General features: G+C 69.0%; 14 protein-coding genes and 1 pseudogene. 3 read left to right on the top strand and 12 right to left on the bottom strand.

Going from position 1 to position 16,056, the window contains the following annotated elements; translation table 11 throughout:
* Positions 1 to 63: 63 nt before the first annotated feature.
* From ACWD3E_RS20155 to ACWD3E_RS20190, 8 genes are all read right to left on the bottom strand, one after another.
* Positions 64 to 1,242, bottom strand: coding sequence for a hypothetical protein (locus ACWD3E_RS20155; protein WP_451388911.1), 1,179 nt, complete (start codon positions 1,240 to 1,242; stop codon positions 64 to 66).
* Positions 1,239 to 1,613 carry a hypothetical protein gene (locus tag ACWD3E_RS20160; RefSeq protein ID WP_451388912.1) on the bottom strand — a complete coding sequence of 125 codons (375 nt, stop codon included), beginning with the start codon at positions 1,611 to 1,613 and terminating at the stop codon, positions 1,239 to 1,241. Before ACWD3E_RS20160 ends, ACWD3E_RS20155 begins: the two co-directional genes overlap by 4 nt.
* Positions 1,610 to 1,912, bottom strand: a complete 303-nt coding sequence (locus ACWD3E_RS20165; protein WP_451388913.1) for a hypothetical protein — start codon at positions 1,910 to 1,912, stop codon at positions 1,610 to 1,612. The genes ACWD3E_RS20160 and ACWD3E_RS20165 overlap by 4 nt, the downstream gene beginning before the upstream one ends.
* A gap of 68 nt (positions 1,913 to 1,980) precedes the next feature.
* Positions 1,981 to 2,451, bottom strand: a complete 471-nt coding sequence (locus ACWD3E_RS20170; protein WP_451388914.1) for a DUF6221 family protein — start codon at positions 2,449 to 2,451, stop codon at positions 1,981 to 1,983.
* A 92-nt stretch (positions 2,452 to 2,543) separates the two neighbouring features.
* Entirely contained in the window at positions 2,544 to 2,903 is a 360-nt protein-coding gene (locus ACWD3E_RS20175) for a hypothetical protein (protein WP_451388915.1), read from the bottom strand.
* A gap of 3 nt (positions 2,904 to 2,906) precedes the next feature.
* Entirely contained in the window at positions 2,907 to 3,926 is a 1,020-nt protein-coding gene (locus tag ACWD3E_RS20180) for a hypothetical protein (RefSeq protein ID WP_451388916.1), read from the bottom strand.
* A complete protein-coding gene (locus tag ACWD3E_RS20185) occupies positions 3,926 to 4,693 on the bottom strand; it encodes a TnsA-like heteromeric transposase endonuclease subunit (RefSeq protein ID WP_451388917.1) in 768 nt (255 codons plus the stop codon). The genes ACWD3E_RS20180 and ACWD3E_RS20185 overlap by 1 nt, the downstream gene beginning before the upstream one ends.
* A complete protein-coding gene (locus ACWD3E_RS20190; RefSeq protein ID WP_451388918.1) occupies positions 4,690 to 6,480 on the bottom strand; it encodes a TniQ family protein in 1,791 nt (596 codons plus the stop codon). The genes ACWD3E_RS20185 and ACWD3E_RS20190 overlap by 4 nt, the downstream gene beginning before the upstream one ends.
* 68 nt (positions 6,481 to 6,548) lie before the next feature.
* Here ACWD3E_RS20190 and ACWD3E_RS20195 point away from each other — a divergent pair, with 68 nt between their 5' ends.
* Both ACWD3E_RS20195 and ACWD3E_RS20200 read left to right on the top strand, forming a co-directional pair.
* Positions 6,549 to 6,794: a helix-turn-helix domain-containing protein gene (locus ACWD3E_RS20195; protein WP_451388919.1), complete on the top strand. Its 246-nt coding sequence runs from the start codon at positions 6,549 to 6,551 to the stop codon at positions 6,792 to 6,794.
* Between the two features lie 411 nt (positions 6,795 to 7,205).
* On the top strand, positions 7,206 to 8,396 hold the full coding sequence (locus ACWD3E_RS20200) for a TniQ family protein (RefSeq protein ID WP_451388920.1): 1,191 nt from the start codon (positions 7,206 to 7,208) through the stop codon (positions 8,394 to 8,396).
* Between the two features lie 134 nt (positions 8,397 to 8,530).
* On the opposite strand, the gene ACWD3E_RS20205 is transcribed toward ACWD3E_RS20200, so the two are convergent.
* Genes ACWD3E_RS20205 through ACWD3E_RS20215 form a run of 3 tightly spaced genes read right to left on the bottom strand, consistent with a single transcriptional unit; the run spans position 8,531 to position 11,839 of the window.
* Complete coding sequence (locus ACWD3E_RS20205; RefSeq protein ID WP_451388921.1) at positions 8,531 to 10,375, bottom strand: hypothetical protein; 1,845 nt, start codon at positions 10,373 to 10,375, stop codon at positions 8,531 to 8,533.
* Positions 10,368 to 10,829 (bottom strand): ABC-three component system middle component 2, encoded by a 462-nt coding sequence (locus ACWD3E_RS20210; protein ID WP_451388922.1) that lies wholly within the window; start codon positions 10,827 to 10,829, stop codon positions 10,368 to 10,370. The genes ACWD3E_RS20205 and ACWD3E_RS20210 overlap by 8 nt, the downstream gene beginning before the upstream one ends.
* Positions 10,826 to 11,839 carry an ABC-three component system protein gene (locus ACWD3E_RS20215; RefSeq protein ID WP_451388923.1) on the bottom strand — a complete coding sequence of 338 codons (1,014 nt, stop codon included), beginning with the start codon at positions 11,837 to 11,839 and terminating at the stop codon, positions 10,826 to 10,828. The genes ACWD3E_RS20210 and ACWD3E_RS20215 overlap by 4 nt, the downstream gene beginning before the upstream one ends.
* Positions 11,840 to 12,348: 509 nt before the next feature.
* Here ACWD3E_RS20215 and ACWD3E_RS20220 point away from each other — a divergent pair.
* Positions 12,349 to 15,485, top strand: a pseudogene (locus tag ACWD3E_RS20220) (Tn3 family transposase).
* Here ACWD3E_RS20220 and ACWD3E_RS20225 read toward each other — a convergent pair.
* Positions 15,482 to 15,829: a hypothetical protein gene (locus tag ACWD3E_RS20225; protein ID WP_451388924.1), complete on the bottom strand. Its 348-nt coding sequence runs from the start codon at positions 15,827 to 15,829 to the stop codon at positions 15,482 to 15,484. The pseudogene ACWD3E_RS20220 and the gene ACWD3E_RS20225 sit on opposite strands and share 4 nt — an antisense overlap.
* Positions 15,830 to 16,056 lie beyond the last annotated feature (227 nt).

Raw genomic sequence — 16,056 nt, forward strand, 5'->3', positions numbered from 1 at the left:
CCACGCCCAACTGCCCACGCGCACAGCGGCGAGGACCGTCACCGGCCGGGCCCGCTCCGCCGATCACTCCCGTGCCTGGGCGTCCGTGGCGTGCACCGGCACCTTCTTGAAGAGGTCACGGGCCGTGTTCTTGGTCGGCCGCACGTACCGCTCGCGAGGCATGCGTGAGCCCTTCTTCCAGCGGCCTGCCTCTTCCAGCTCCTCGTCCGTCGCGCCGCTCATACCGAGGTCGGTGGCGCCGCCGGCACGAAGGCCGTGCGAGGATACGGGGCGCCCGTCGCTCCTGAGCCCGGCCGTGGCGAACCAGTACTTCACCCGGTCGTTTACGGTCTGCGGGCGTAGGTAGATGCCGCGCTTGGTGGCCCCGCCCCCCTTCGTGGCCCGTGTCTCCGGTGTCGCGACCTTGCCGCTTCGCAGGATCTCGCGCCACACCGGCCCAGTGGTGATGCCCTGCTCGGCCAGCCAGTCGACGTACCGGCGCAGGCGGAAGACGAGGCGCAGGTCTTCCCGGTCGTGGAGGGTGATCGTCTGCTCCTCGCCCTTGTGGGTCTTGTCCTCGGCGAGCCAGACGAACACGCGGTCGTCGATGATCGTCAGGTCCTCGAGGTCCAGGTCGACGTCTTCGATACTGCGCCCGAGGAACCGGTACCCGAAGGCGAACATCGCCGAGTCGCGCCAGCCGATCGGCCGGTCATCCGCCTCCGCCTTCTCCAGCATCGGGACCAGGTACGGCAGCGTGATCGGGAACGCTTCCTTCCTGCGCAGCGCCCGCTTGTTCTTCTTCCGGTACTGCCCCAGGAGCAGCAAAAACAGGCTGTTGTCCGGCTTCTTCCCGGGCGGCATGGACGTCCGGATCAGGGACATGTAATGCCGGATCGTCGTGACCTTGAGGCCCTTCGCCATCAGGTGCCAGCCGTACTCCGTGTACGTTGCCGTCGTGCAGGGCTTCGCCACGCGCCCCTGTTCCGCACACCACGCCTCGAACAACCGCATCGCCGTACGCCGCTGCGGCGACCCCTCCCGCTCCGCCTCCTTGAGGGCCTGGGCGGTCTCCTCGCTGACGTACAGGTCCCGTTCCGTGTACGTCGTGCGCGGTTCGTCGCTGGTCGGGATCTCCTCGCCCGGCATCAGCACCGTGTGCGCGTCGACGAGGGGACGGGCAGCCGGCGCAGCGCGCACCAGCTCCCCATCCTCGACGAGTTCGGCGTCGACGATCTTGTCGTCCTGGTCGTGCAGCGTCATGCCGGTGACGCGTCCTTGCTCGGTGTGGGCCGGTAGCAGCCCAAGAAGGCAGACAGCATGTCGATCTGCTGATCAGTGGTCATATCGGCGGAAGCCTTGCCCTCGACGAGTTGCCGGGCCAGGTGGAGGACGATGCCGGCTCCCGGCATGTCCCGGTTGTAGAGCAGGACCTTGGCGTTCTGGTCCCGCGGGATGCGGGGCGGCAGATGCCCGATGTTGTGGGCGGCCAGAACCTCCTCGAGGTCCTGCACGATGCGGACTCCTGCCCGCTGCTTCCCCATCACCCGCAACAGCTCGTGTACTCCGGCGACGTGAAAGGTCCCCGACGTCATGATCAGCTTGCGGTAGTTTTCCCAACGGGTATCGGTCATCGCTCAATCCTTAGTGGTGTGCCAGCCTCAGGATGGTCTGGATGTGCTGCCCACTTCCGCGCAAGCTCCTGCAGCCCCGCGAGGTGCTCCTCCATCGCCGTCTGATCACCGCGGTGCACCGCGTCGACGACGTCCTGGTAGTTGGCCTGGGCCGCGCGGTACTGCTCGCGGTAGGTGTTCGTGACCGGGGTGCTGTCTTCCGTTGGGTACGACTCGCGCAGCTTCTCGGCGTGCCGCTCCTGGACGAACTCGTACCAGCGCGCAGCATCCTGCTCGGTGACGGTCTCAGCGCTCGTCATCACGCACTCCTTCTACGGGTGCGGGCAGGCGCCACGGGGAAGTCGGGACCGTGTGGCGTAGCGCTGGTTCATTCATCGTCTCTGCGCGCGAGGATTTCGGAGATGGTGACGGACGGCTCCCAGCGCCACTCTCTCTTGAATGAGGGGTGCCGCTCCCAGATGTTGGCCATGCGGAGCAGCGGCTCGCATTCAGCTCCGTCGATGGGGCATGCCTTCACGGCGATCGTCTCGCCGTTCTCCTCAGCGGGCTGGAGCACTGGCTTGTGGTTCGCGACGGTCCACCGCAGGTAGCCGGTGAAGTCGAGGACGTGGGCCGGGTCGTTCAGCACGACGAAGGCGGCCCGCTCCCGGGTGCCCGCATCAAAGTTGGGTCCCTCCGGTCCGGCGAGGATGAGCGTCTCGAACTCATCGTCGGCGCCGCCTGCCCCCTGGTACCAGACCGCCGGCCATTCGCCGTCAAGGTTCGGCTGCACCGCGTGGCCGATCTTGCTCTCCTCGGTGATGCGCCTGGCGAGGAAGTCGTGCACTTCTTGCAGCATGCCCACTGCTGGCCCCTCCCGGTGTCGGATGGCGGGAAAGATTTCAGATGGCACGTCGCTGACCAGGGCACTGAAATCTTTCGCGAGGTGACCTACACGATGACGTATTCGGCGAAGAACTCGCCGATCTCGTCCAGGGTCCAGCGGGCCTGCTGCTCGACGTGCTTGCCGCGGTGGGCGACGTTGAAGCCCTTGTACCCGGCAACGTGCATGGAGAACTTTTCCCGGATCGTCAAGAACAGGCGTTCCACCTGGGGTTTGTCAGTGGCTTTGAGTTTGCGGGCGTCCTGCAGATCGATCTTCCACTTACGGCAGGCTCGTTTGACGACATCGGACTTGTACGGTTTGCCGTGGTCATAGAGCAGGGTCTCGGGGTAGACGACCGGCCGGGCGGCGGCCTCGGCAAGGCGTTCGTCGACACTGAGGTGGCGCTCGTAGGGGATGCGCAGCATCTGTTAGCGCAGAGCGTCGGCCCACTTCGGGCGCATGGGCTCGGGCGTCATGATGTCGGCGAGCAGCAGGCCGATGTCGATGGCCTTGGTGCCCAGCGGGGTGAGCCGCCAGGCGAGGATGGAGCGGGTGGCGACGTCAATGGCGACGGTGAGTTCGATGTTGTAGGTGTCGTTCGTCGCCGGGTCGTAGGCCAGGACGTCAAGCGGGGTGGTGTCGAGCATGACGACTTGGCCGGGTCGGTGGGCGATGACGTGGCCGAAGGTCCGGTCGGGCTGGCCTGCGTCCGAGATCCGCTGGTAGGCGGGGTCGGAGGGGCTGCGGTGCAGCAGGAGCTTGACCACGCGGCGGAACGTGTCTGGTTTGGGCAGCGGGACGGCGCCGGCGCCGTGGTCTGCGTCCAGCCGGTTCTGGCAGCGGCGCTGGAAGCGGGTGGAGACGCTAGAGGAACTGTCGAGGCGCTCGACACTGGCCTGTTCGCGGATCGCGGTGATCACCCGTTCGTCGATGTTGCGCAGCGGGTTCTTCAGCCGGGCCTTGCGTCCGTCGACCAGCCCCCACAGGCCCTTCTCCTCCCACGCCTCGAGCAGCTGCCAGATGCGGCGCTCGGTCAGGCCCAGCTCGCCGGCCTTGGTCACGACGCGCCCGGTCAGAGGGATGCCGGGGTCGTATTGCGGGCGGGGCTCACCGGGTGCGGCGTCGAACTCTGAGCCCGAGCGGTAGCCGGTGGTGGCCTCCTGCAGCTGGGCTTCGAGTTCCAGGGCGTCGTCACGGGCCTGCTTGTCCTTCAGGGTCGCCAGCACACCGCCGGGGTCCAGGCCTGCGGCGGCGTTGTCGACGGTCTCGGGCGGCCCGGCCAGGGCTCGGAAGGAGGGATCGGTCAGCAGGACGCTGAGCATGATCGTCTGATGGTGTCCGGAGATTGAGCGCAGCCGCACGAGTGCACCGGTGAGGCCGGTGACCTGGTGCTGTTCTTCCTCGAACTCGATCCAGTCTTCGGCTGCGATGCGGTAGCGCTGGTCCATCAGGTGTGCTCCGGGTCGGGTGCGGCCCACACGATGGTGTGGTCGCGCAGCGGGCGGGTGACGTCGAACAGCAGACGGTGATGCCACATGAGGTGGTAGGTGACGGCCCGCTCGATGTCCGGCTCGGGCCACAGGGACAGCAGTTCGGCGATGCTGAGGGGCTGCCGGGCGCGGAAGAGCAGGACGGGGGCGACGGGGGCTGCGGCGTTCAAGGGTCTGCGGTAGCCGGCGAGCCATTCGACGGTGGCCCACAGTTGTGGATCAGGCTCGCCCACCATCTGGTAGTCCCAGCCGAGTTGCCGGCAGGCGGCCTGAGTCCGGGCGGCTTGGAGGCGCACTCGGGGCTTGTCGATCTGTTCGGGGTTCTTGACGTCCAGCAGCAGGACGGAGCCGTCGGTGCGGCGGACGAACAGGTCGGGGTAGTGGCTCCACGTCGTCTCGCCGTCGACGCCTTCGAAGATGAACGGCTGGGCCGAGAAGCAGGCGACCTTCGTGTCGAAGTCGAGGAGCTTCATCCAGCGGGCTTCCAGATAGCTCTCGTAGTCCAGCACGGTGTCGCTGCTGGCCGCCCAGTAGGAGCCGGGAGTGTGCTGCTGGCCTTCGTAGGCAGGGAAGTTCCGGGCGGGTAGGCAGGTCTCGAAGCGCATGTCGTGGGCCTGGTCGGCGGGCATCAGCCGCTCAGTGCCGCTGGCGTCGTAGAAGTGCAGGTAGAGCTGATGGGAGGCTTGCCGTAGGGGCCGCAGGGTCTGTGGTCTTCTCTGGGTCATGCCCCTCCTGTCGCATCGGGCACGTCGTGTTGAAGGAGGCTGTGTCCGAAGGAAGTCAGGCAGGCGGTGACGGTGGCGGGGATCCAGGCGGCGAAGCGTCGCCAGCCCTCCCGGACCGACGCGGTGCTCGCCTGCGGCCACAGCTCGGCGGCGTAGGCGGGCGCTTCGCGTACATCGCCGCCGGTGAAGTGCTGCCACACCCAGGCCGCGGCGTGACGCCGCCGCTGAAGGGTGACGTCGTGCTCCAGCGGCCGGCACACCGGATACAGGACGGCGTGCGGCACCGCGGTCAGCGCAGCCAGCATCTCCCGCCGGGCGGCGTAGTCGACCCAGCCCCGCTCCTTCAGGCGTGCGCCGAGCCGTTCGATGTCCGCCCAGAAGGCCCGCGGGTCACCGATGCGCTGGACGAGGGTGTTGGTGACGCGGGCTGCCCGCTGGGGGCTCATGTTCAAGTCGGCGGCGGCCCGCTGCCAGCTCGCCGCGCCCCCGAGCCGCACCAGCGCCACAGCGGCCAGGCACCGGCCGCTGACCGAGGCGGTGCCTGGCAGGTGAGAGGCGATCAGGTCGGTGTAGTCACCGGCATCGACCAGATGCGGCACATGCCGGGCGGTGATCCGCACCCGGGGGGCGGGGCGCAGGGCCAGCACGCCGGCGACCCGCGAAGAGGGCGACCGGGCCGCCCGGACCAGCGCGTCCAGGCAGGCCGGAGGGGACAGGGGCCGCAGCGGGTCGCTCTTGCCGGGGTCGCGGCGCTGGCTCGCCGCGCGCCGTGTCCAGTCGGCCAGCACCTGCCCGGCGGCCTTGCGGTCATGGGCGAACAGCACCGTGGCGCTCAACGCGAGCACACTCGCGGCGTGAGCCGCGCTGGCAGGGATGGCCCCTAGCTGGGTCCCCGCGCCTCCCCGCCGTGCCCGCTCGCGCACCCCCAGGTCGGCTAAGAAGCCCTCCGCCAGGCCCTCGGCTTCGGATAAGGCAGCGCAAGAGGAGAGGTCGTCGGCGGAGGCCACCAGACGGATCACCCCCGTCGTGAACCGCAGCGCGGCGAAGAACTCGGCCGGTTCCACCGTTTGACCCGCGACCTGAGTATCGCCGCCGTCGGCGACGGCCAGCACGCGCTGCTGCAGGTCCGCGAGCGCGGCGGGCATCGGCGCCGCGGGGAGGTCCTGGAGCCGCTGCTCGCACAGTCCGGCCTTACGCTGCGGTTCCGCCGGGCGCCGGTTGCAGCACTGCACCAGGTCGGTCACCATCTGGCGGGTGATCAGGCCCCTGGGGTGACCGTTGTGGCTGCGGCCCACCCGCGCCCCGCAGCGGTGGCACTTATCCACTAACAGCACCCGGTGCACCGGGCAGACCGCGGCGACGCCCAGACGCCACCACAACGGCCACACCGGCCGCTCGGCCAGGCACTTCGGGCACGCGCGGCTGGAGGTGAACAGCGCCCACTCACGGCGCACCACCGGCGCCAGCGAGGCGTCGACCGCCGGATTCCAGCCGGCGAAGTCCAGCACCGTACCGCGGTAGCGGGTCAACTGCATCGCCCGCAGGGTGCGCGCATCCAACCCCGTGGCCGCCTCGGCCCCGGCAAGGCTACGGCGCGTCAGCGCAATGCCGAACAACGGCGGCCATACCCCTGAGCCCGGCCGGCACTCCAGCCCGATGGCCTGCGCGGCACGCCCCGGGGAGAGCTCCCAGTCCACCGATGCTCTCGCCAGCCAGGACGCGAACGACTCACCGGCCTGCGGTACCAGCACCGCGGGCAGCCGCCGCGGCCGTCCGCCCTCCCGCACGCACCCCTCCACACCCACCGTTTGTAGGAGATCTCCTACAAACCTGGGACCGTACTACGGTTTCCTCTGTGGCGAACAGCGATTCCGGCCGTATCCCGGCCCAGCGGCTGGCCTTCGCGACCCGGCTGCGGGCCCTGCGCCGACGCGCGGGACTGACCCAGACCGCGGCGGCCCAGGCCGCTGGCATGGACCGCTCCTTCTACGCGGAGGTCGAGGCCGCCGTCCACAGCCTGTCCGTCGACCGGATCCCGGCCCTCGCCCAGGCCCTGGGCGTCCAGCCGTACGAGCTGTTCCAGGACCACGCCGAGGAGTAGAACTCACGTGTCCACACCGGTCACGCTCTCCGACGGCACCCACTTGTCCTACCGTGACCCGATCACCAGAGCCTGCAGGCTCAGCGTGCTCGGGAGAATCCTGGGCTCCCACAACATGAGCGCCACCGCCCAAGAGCTGCTGGAGATACGCAGCCGCGTCAGGATGCGCCGTTACCTGACGGCGTACCGGTCCCCCGATCCAAGAGCTGCCAGGTGCCCGGCTGCACCGCTTCCTCGACGATGTCTTCGGCCCCGGCGAGTTCGCCACGCTCACGCGGTCCCGCCGGACACTGACACCCGAGCATCATCCCGGCCCCTCCAGCAGCAACTTCATATCGCGAAGACCCTTCCCCTCCCGGCGACCGCTGCGCCTGCCGCCGTCCCGGACCGACCAGGCCGAACAGGATCCCCATGCCGCAGCCGCATTCGACAGGTGAGGACGGCCCGCAGCCGACACGGACGACGCCCCGCAGGCTGCCCGTCGTCCCGCTTCCGCAGCCCGGCGAATCGCTGTTCAGCTGGGTCGATCACCTGGCCACCGCATACGAGACGGACCGTACCCAGACCATGGCCCGGCTCGGACTGGAGCCTGCGACCGCACACGCAGCCCGGCTCGCCCGCCACACCGCCGAACTCCCGCTCGCCTCCGCCCTCCCTCTGCTCGCCGCAACCGGCCTCGACCCCCAGCAGCTGCGTGCCATGACTCTCTTCGGCATCGTCAAACGCAGCGAGGGCAGGGTGCCGCGCCATCCCGACTTCCGCTGGGCCCCGGAAGAGACCTGGGCATTTTGCCCCCCGTGCCTGAAACCTCCAGGGCGATGGCCCCTGTGGTGGTACCACTCCTGGGCGGTGATGTGCCCCACACATGACTGCTACACCGCGTCCTACTGCCCGGACTGCGGCTCACCGTTCTCCCCCTCCCTCCTGCGCGGTGACGCCCCGGGCACATGCCCCGGATTCCTGCGGCGCGACGACGACGTTCTCCTGCCGCCGGGCCGGCGGCGCGCCAAACGCAAACGCTGTGGCCGGCCCCTGTGGGAGATCGAAACGCCGCCCGTCACCGACCCCGCCGTGCGCTCCATCCATCAACGCCTGGTCCGGCTCGACGCCGAGGACACGGCCGCTCACGCCGACCTTGAGCAGTGGTACCACGACCTGCGGACCTTGAGGATCCTCCTCGAAGAACCTCACGCGCTGCGTGTCCAGGTCTTCACCAGCGCCGACCCTGCCCTCCGGCAGCGCTTCGACGGCGACGAAGTCTCCATGCGCTGGGACCACTTTGACGACGCCGACTGCATCGTCGGCTGGCAGCGCTCCGACTGCGGCTTCCTCTACCCCTGGCGCCGCACGTCACCGAGCAGCTCCAGGCAGCAACGCGATCCGGTCACCGCGGCCGCCAAGCTCACCGTCATCAGCGAGGTCCTCGACAGCCCGGACCCTGCCGGTGCCGCCCGGCGCGTCTTCCGCGCCCCTCACCCAGCGACACTCCGCGATTTCGACCACAGCCTGCCCCCGTACATGCACCGGGCCAGCCCCCACCTGCACGAACTGCTCAGCCAGGCCCTCGACGGGCAGGCCTTCGCCGAACTCTCTGCAACCTGAGCATTCCCGCAAGCGCAACGGCGAGCAGGGACCAGCCGGACGCCTTCTTGGGGCAACAGCGGTCGTCCCTGCCCCGTGGCGGAGCCATCGGCGCAACCGCCCGGGCCGGCGCCGCGCCGCGCATTGCAGTCCTGCTAGCTGTCTGCGGCGGAGACGGGGAAGAAGCCGTGCCGGCCCGGGCCGGTGCCGGTGAACCGGTAGCTGCGGGCTTCGGAGAGCACGTCGATGGGCGGGTCGCCGTTCTCGATGATGACCGCCTGTCCGGGAAAGTCGAGCATGTCCCGGTAGAAGTGGTCCACCACGTGCGAGGTCAGGTCGACGTCCTCGCCAACGGGGTCGTCAGCAATGGGGTCCCGGTAGGTCACCACGGGCGAGTCGAGGACGATGAAGCCCGGATGCGGCCTGTCGTTACCGAGGCAGAACTGGGCCAGCGCGGTGGTGAACGCCGAGTGCAGGACCGAGCGGACGCCCTTGCCCCGGCTGGCTCGGGGACGGCCCCCCGCACGGACGTCCATGGCGTACTGGTCGTACTCCGCGAACTCCACCGAGGGGACCTTCCACGCTTCCAGCGTGCTCCGGAGCATGTCGTCGAAAGACGACAGGATCCGGTTGGGAACGTACTCGGCGGGCCGCTGCCCCGGTCCGACCGTTTCGCCGTCCAGCCGTGAGCGCCGCTCCTCCAGTTCGTCGATCCGCACGTGGAGCTCCAAGCTCCGCTCGATCTCCGAACGCACCTGCAGGTGCTCCTCCATGCGCTCCCGCAGCGGCGCCAGCTCGCCTTCCGTCGCGCGGATCTCCGCATCCATGCGGGCCGTCTCCTGCAACAAGGACGTCCGCCGCGCTCCGAGTGTGCCGAACTGGGCACGCAGGTCTTCGATCGTGGGCAGCAAATCGGCCAGCAGGGCACTGGTCTTCGCGGTCTCGTTCTGCACCGCGAGGTGCAGCTGAGTCGTCTCGTGCTCGCCGTGCCCGGGATGCTGGTGTTCGGGCTCGGCACCGCAGAAGACACACGTGCCCACGCGGAAGTAGCCCAGAAGGCTGCCCGCCTCGGTCACCATCTCCAGACGGGCAAGGTCGGAGCGGTACTGCTCCTCCAGCAGCCCGAACCGGGAAACCAGGTCACCCACTTCCGCCAGGCGCGACTCCACCGCGGATAGCTCCTCCGCCGCCCTCATCCGGGCGGTGACCGCCGCGAGGTGACGGTCGGTGATCACCCGCAGGGTGGTGGAGTGCTCGTCGATGGACGCCTGCAGGCGCGCCTGACGGTCCCGCAGCTCCCTCACGTTCTCGTTCGTGGTCAGCTTGCTCTGCAGATCGAGGATGATCTGATCGAGCAAGGCGATCTTCCCCTTGTTGACGCGGCGCTGCCCGGCGTTGAGACCGGTGTCGATGTCCGGGTCGCTGCCCCCGGTTAAGAGAAGCCGCATGACCGAGGCCGCCACGGTCTTCCCGCTCGCGGCGGACGAATGCAGGACCGGGGACAGGGGGTCGACCATACGGGTCTCGGGAATCACGCAGAGGTGCACGAGATCGCGCAGGGCCAGGCCGCGGCTGCCGCCCGCCTCGTTCTTGCGGATCCTCAAATCCGCCAGCCCCAGCTCGCCCAGCAGGAACAGCGACAGGCTGTTCTTGCTACGTGCCGTGTGAGCCGCGGTCACCTGCGTATCGGCGAAACCGGTGACCAGATCCCTCAGATCGTCCCGGTAGATGTGGATGGTGTTGCTGCGCGGTGCGCGCATCAGGGTCAACGCAGCCCCGCCCGGAAGCCGCAGACCCAGCAGGATCTGGCTGTAGCCTTCGGCCTCCGGGACCTCGGGCGTTCGGGTGCCCCCGAGCATGTAGTCGATGGACTCGACGATGAACGACTTGCCGGTGTCCGAGGCCCCGTAGATCACCGTCAGTGCCGGATCGAACTCCACGCTCGCGGTGGGCTTGCCCATGCCCGCGTAGGTGAGATGCACCAGTCGCAGATCATGCACGGTCGGCACCGCCCCGTGCGAGTCCGGCGAACGCGCGGTCGACGATCCCCTTTGTCGCAGCACGGGAGTCCGACCGCGCCGCGAACTGATGGACCGCCCACTCGGCGCGCTCCCGCAGCGACTCGACGTAGGGCGCCTCCAGGACGTCGACGAAGACCGGCCCCCGGTCGGTGGCCGCGTACATCAAGCCCTTGCTGCGGTCCACGATGCCCGCAAGGCCAGCCCTGATCAGCACCAGGAGCGCCTCTTCCAGCACGGCTCGCTTCATCCCGAGCTCTCCCGCGCGTCCCGGCAGGTCGGGATGAAGACTGGGAGGCCCGTCGTATTCGCCACTGTGGAGCAGCACGTGGTCCAAAGCGACCAGCTGCGCAAGATCCATCGGTTCGGGGTGGCTCTCAGCCAGGAGCACGAGGGCGCGTACGCCGACCTCAAGAGGGCTGTTGAGCGGGGTCACTTCTCTCCCTCCCTGCACCATGTCAGACGCTCCTCGTTCGCCAAGTGATGGCATACCCCTTTTCGGGCCTTCGGCTCCACGAAGGGAACCAGGGCCGTCGGGGTCAGCTGGACGGTCCCGGCAGCCTCCATGACGGCACCATGCCGCTCCCAGCCGTCCGGATACGAACGGGCGGCCACCTCCACGACGATGTCGTACACGTCCTGCTTCACCCGCTCGAAGTACGCCGGTTTGGTGGCGTCGCGGGCGAACACGCGCAGGGCCTCGGCCGCGTAGAAGGCCACGCGCTGCCGCTTGAGGTGCTCGTCCGCCTCCTGCACGCTCGGCACGTGCTCCAGGCTGTCGATCGTGCCGGGATAGCGCTCGCGGTAGACGTCGACCAGTCGCTGGACATAGCGGGTTTCGTCCGCGCTGTGCTGGGGCGGCGGAACCATCTCCATAGGTCCCTGATCGAACGGGGCAAAGGGAAAGCGGTCCGCCCAGTACGGGGTCGTCTTGTGCAGTTCAAGCATCTCGTCCAGGTCGACGCACTCGAACATGGCGAAGTCCGTGGCCGCAGCCAGATCCCGGACGGCACTTCGCTGGTCATCAGTGAGGCGTGTCACGAGCTTGTCCTTGGTCGTTGCCAGCTCCTGCAGGAACTTGGCCCGGCACTCGGTCGGCTTCGCGAACTGGCGAGGCAGGCTGCGTGAGATGATCGGCGCGACGAACACATACCGGGTGGGGACGGTGAACTCGCCGGCCGCGGCCGCCACGAACATCTTGCGCATCTCCTGGGCTGCGGTCGCCCAGGTCACGGCAGCTGCGTACCGCTTGCACTGATAGTTGTGCCACGGTCCCTCCAGCCTTTCCCGCGACAGGTAGCCGGCCACGTCGATACCGTGGTCTCCAGAGCCGCCATGCCGTTCGACCAGCACGTACTTGGCGCCCAGAGCCGGCACCCACTCCTTAACGAACTCTTCGAACTGGTCCGGGTCGTAGAAGGTGACCATCTGCTTGGGTGACGGCATCGGCGCCATACGCAGCGTAGGGGGCAGCACTGTCAGCGGTGGCGGCTGTGCGCACCCCGGCCCCTCGTTGCGCGAATCTGGCAACCCGTCATCCCCCTGTTGCGCCAGGCGACATCAACCACTATCACTCCTGAGCAGACGCGATTTATACCCGTGGCCCCTGTGCCCAAACGACCGGGAAGGACGCTGTCGCAAAGCAGGCTCCAGGGGGCCCGGACAAGGGCGGACGCTGGTGGAGGACCCGCGCTGCCGCCAGGAACGGCTCGTTTCCCGTGTGTCGCCTAGTGCTGTCCCCGGTGGCAGGACAGGTCTATCCGTCTGCCCTGCCCGTTGCTGCCGCTGAGCACCGGATACGGCGTTTCGACGGCGGGCGCTGGCGGCCTCGGGGAACATTGGTACAGCGGTTGGCGCTGAGAACGATCACGGGCTTCTAGCACGCTGGCCGGGGGCTGCGATGGGCTTCGTGGAAAGGTCGCCGAGCGAACGTCGGTGCGCCCTACGGTCCGGTTGTGCCGGTTGAGTTTCTGACTGATGAGCAGGCTGCGGCGTACGGGAAGTTCGCCGAGGAGCCGACCCGCCCCGAACTGGAGCGGTTCTTCTTCCTGGACGACGTCGACCGCGATCTGATCGCGCTGCGACGCTCCGCGCACCACCAGCTCGGCTTCGCCCTCCAGATGTGCACGGTGCGCTACATCGGCCGGTTCCTCCCGGACGACCCGCTCGACGCGCCGTGGCCGGTGGTCGAGCACCTGGCCGCGCAGCTCGGCATCGAGGACCCGTCGGTGGTGAAGCGCTACACCGAGCGGCCGAAGACGGCGTACGAGCACGCTTGGGAGATCCGGGACGCCTACGAGTACCACGAGTACGAGGACCCGGAGTGGTCCCGGCGGTTCCGCACCTTCCTGCACGGCCGGGCGTGGACGCACGCCGAGGGCCCGAAAGCGCTGTTCGACCACGCGGTGGGCTGGCTGCGCCGTAACCGGGTGCTGCTGCCGGGGGTGAGCGTGCTGGCCCGGCAGGTGTCGGAGGTGCGGAAGGTCGCAGACAAGCGGCTGCACGCCACCATCGCGGGCGCCGCCCGGCGGGCGGACCCGGCGCTGCCCGGAGATCTGGTGGCGACGCTGAAGACGCCGGAGGGCTCCCGTTTCTCGGAGCTGGAGCGGCTGCGCCGGCCGCCGACGCGGACGACGGGCACGGCGTTCGCCCGCGCGCTGGAGCGGGTGGACGAGATCGGCGCGTACCGGCTCGGGCGGCTGAAGCTGTCGCAGATCCCGCCGAACCGGATGTCGGCGCTGGCCCGGTACGCGCTGGGGTCGAAGGCGCCGCTGCTGGAGCGGGCGGCGGAGCCCAAGCGTACGGCGATGCTCACCGCGGTGATGCGGCACCTGGAGGCGAAGGCGATCGACGAGGCCCTGGACCTGTTCCAGATCCTCATGGCCACCCGGCTGCTGAACGCGGCGAAGCGAAGACGGAGAAGGAACGGCTGTCCACGCTGCCGCAGTTGGAGAAGGCGTCGCGGGTGCTCGCGCGGGCGGCGACGGTGCTGTTCGAGGAGCTGGAGCTGATCGAGGAGCACGGCGCGGACGTGGACGTGGCCGCGCTGTGGGCGGCGCTGGAGGAGGTCGCGCCGCGCGCCGCCGTGATGACCGCGGCGGCCACGGTGGTCTCGCTGGTACCCGAGGACGAGGGATCGGCCGAGGTCGCGATGCGGGCCGCGCTCGCGAACCGGTACGCCACAGTGCGCCCGTTCCTGTCGCTGCTGGGTGAGTCGAAGGCGCTGGACGCGGCGAGCGCCGGCAAGCGGGTCCTGGCCGGAGTCCGCGGACTTCTGGCGCTGGTGCGGCGGAAGGTAGGCGTCAAGCCGCTGCTGCCGCGTGAGGTGGACGACAAGCTCGTGCCGCCTGCGTGGCGCAAGGCGGTGTACGCCAACCCCGATCTGCCGCAGGGCGCGGTGGACCGGGACGCGTACGTGGTGTGCGTGCTGGAGCAGCTGCACCGAGCCTTGAACAACCGGGACGTCTTCGCCTCGCCCTCGCACCGCTGGTCCAACCCGCGCGCCCGACTGCTGGACGGGCCCGACTGGGACGCGGTCGAGGAGGACGTGCTGGCCGGGCTGAGCCTGGGCATGCCCGTCACCGAGCACCTGGCGGAGCTGGTGCGGGGCCTGGACGCCGGATGGAAGCAGCTCGCAGAACGCCTGGAAGAGGCGGGGCCGGCGGCGAAGGTCTCCATCGAGGTCTAGGACGACGGGCGGGTGAAGCTGAACATCGACAAGCTCGGCGCGCTCGGCGAGCCGAAGTCCCTGACCTGGCTGCGCAAGCGGGTCGAGAAGATGCTCCCGAAGATCGACCTGCCGGACCTGCTGTTCGAGGTGAACGCCTGGACCGGCTTCCTCGACGCGTTCGTGCACCTCGGCGACGGCACCACCCGCATGAAGGACCTGTCCACCTCGGTGGTCGCGCTACTGGTCTCCGAGGCGTGCAACATCGGCTTGGCCCCGGTGGTGAACCCCGGCTACGAGGCCTTGACCCGGTCCCGGCTCGTGCACGTCGACCAGTACTACCTGCGCGCCGACACCATCGCCGCGGCGAACGCCGCGCTGATCGGCGCCCAGGCCCAGGTGCCCCTGGTGAAGTTCTGGGGCGACGGGCTGCTCGCCTCGGTGGACGGACTGCGGTTCGTCGTCCCCGTCCGCACCATCAACGCGGCGCCGTCGCCGAAGTACTTCGGGTTCAAGCGGGGCATCACCTGGCTCAACGCCGTCAACGACCAGGTCGCGGGCATCGGGCAGATGGTCGTCCCTGGCACCCCGCGCGACTCCCTGCACATCCTGGACGCGCTGCTGAACCTGGACGGCGGCGTGAAGCCGGAGATGGTGGCCACCGACAATGCCTCCTACTCCGACATGGTGTTCGGCCTGTTCAAGATCCTCGGCTACAACTTCAGCCCGCGGTTCCGCGACCTGGACGACCAGCGGTTCTGGCGAGCCACGATGCCCGGCGTCGAGACCGGCACGTACGGGGCGGTGGAGGACCTGGCCCGCAACCGTGTGAACCTGCACAAGGTGATCACGCACTGGCCCGACATGCTGAAGGTCGCCGGTTCCCTGGTCACCAACCAGGTCCGCTCCTACGACCTGCTGCGCATGTTCGGCCGCGACGGCCGCCCGACTCCGCTGGGCGCGGCGTTCGCAGAGTACGGGCGGATCGCGAAGACCGAGCACCTGCTGCGGGTGGTCGACCCGGTGGACGACACCTACCGCAGGCAGATGAACCGGCAGCTCACCGTGCAGGAGTCCCGCCACAAGCTTGCCCGGGACGTGTGCCACGGCAAGCGCGGCACCATCCACCAGGCGTACCGGGACGGCATGGAGGACCAGCTTGGCGCGCTCGGCCTGGTCCTCAACGCCATCGTGCTCTGGACCACGAAGTACATCGACGCCGCTGTCGCCCAGCTCCGCGCCGAGGGCCACGAGCTGCGGGATGAGGACATCGCCCGGCTCTCCCCGCTCAAGCACCGCAACCTGAACCTGCTCGGCCGTTACAGCTTCACCGCCTCCACCCCGGCCGCCGGCGCCCTGCGCCCACTGCGCGACCCGGACGCGCCAGAGCTGGACGAGGATGACGACGGGGGCGAGCCGGACTAGTCGTGGCCGACCAGCGCGGTGATGAGCTTGCGAGCCCTCGCCTTGGTCAGCCGCTTCGCGGCCGTCGCGCACCGCTGCCGGGGAGCGCGCGGGGCGATGTCGCTGCCCTTGATCACCTTGGCGAACTCGGCGTCGAACCGCTCCTTGCCGACCTTCTCCGCGAGCGTGGTCAGGTACTTCACCTGCGCCTCGGTGACTGGCTCCGTCTTCGCCTGCTTCCGCCGCTCCTGCGCAGGGGCGTAGATCTGCTTGTAGTGCTCCTTGCGGGCCGCCTCCGACTCCGGACTGCGGCAGGTGATGTGCACGGACTCGTACCAGGTCTGGGTGCCGGGCTTGCCGGTCACCGCCTCCCACAGCGCGTCCGCCGTTCGGCGAGTACTCCACGCACGAGCTCGGCAGTCAGCCAGCGGCGTACGACCCGAAGCTGGATGTGGATTTCACGCAGCTGCGTGACCAGGACCCTGCCGCAGCGGGCTTCAGCCAGGCCGCATTGGCTGTGTCGGTTTCTGAGGGAGTCGTTTCGTCGTGACATCGGGAGTCGTTTCTCGGGGAGCGGCGTGATCAATGTCAG

This window comes from Streptomyces sp. NPDC002676 (genome assembly GCF_053592455.1).

What these genes read in the sequence shown, in the direction of transcription:
- ACWD3E_RS20155 (WP_451388911.1), bottom strand. Translation starts at nt 1,242, where the DNA reads ATGACGCTGCACGACCAGGACGACAAGATCGTCGACGCCGAACTCGTC.
- ACWD3E_RS20160 (WP_451388912.1), bottom strand. Translation starts at nt 1,613, where the DNA reads ATGACCGATACCCGTTGGGAAAACTACCGCAAGCTGATCATGACGTCG.
- ACWD3E_RS20165 (WP_451388913.1), bottom strand. Translation starts at nt 1,912, where the DNA reads ATGACGAGCGCTGAGACCGTCACCGAGCAGGATGCTGCGCGCTGGTAC.
- ACWD3E_RS20170 (WP_451388914.1), bottom strand. Translation starts at nt 2,451, where the DNA reads ATGCTGCAAGAAGTGCACGACTTCCTCGCCAGGCGCATCACCGAGGAG.
- ACWD3E_RS20175 (WP_451388915.1), bottom strand. Translation starts at nt 2,903, where the DNA reads ATGCTGCGCATCCCCTACGAGCGCCACCTCAGTGTCGACGAACGCCTT.
- ACWD3E_RS20180 (WP_451388916.1), bottom strand. Translation starts at nt 3,926, where the DNA reads ATGGACCAGCGCTACCGCATCGCAGCCGAAGACTGGATCGAGTTCGAG.
- ACWD3E_RS20185 (WP_451388917.1), bottom strand. Translation starts at nt 4,693, where the DNA reads ATGACCCAGAGAAGACCACAGACCCTGCGGCCCCTACGGCAAGCCTCC.
- ACWD3E_RS20200 (WP_451388920.1), top strand. Translation starts at nt 7,206, where the DNA reads ATGCCGCAGCCGCATTCGACAGGTGAGGACGGCCCGCAGCCGACACGG.
- ACWD3E_RS20215 (WP_451388923.1), bottom strand. Translation starts at nt 11,839, where the DNA reads ATGCCGTCACCCAAGCAGATGGTCACCTTCTACGACCCGGACCAGTTC.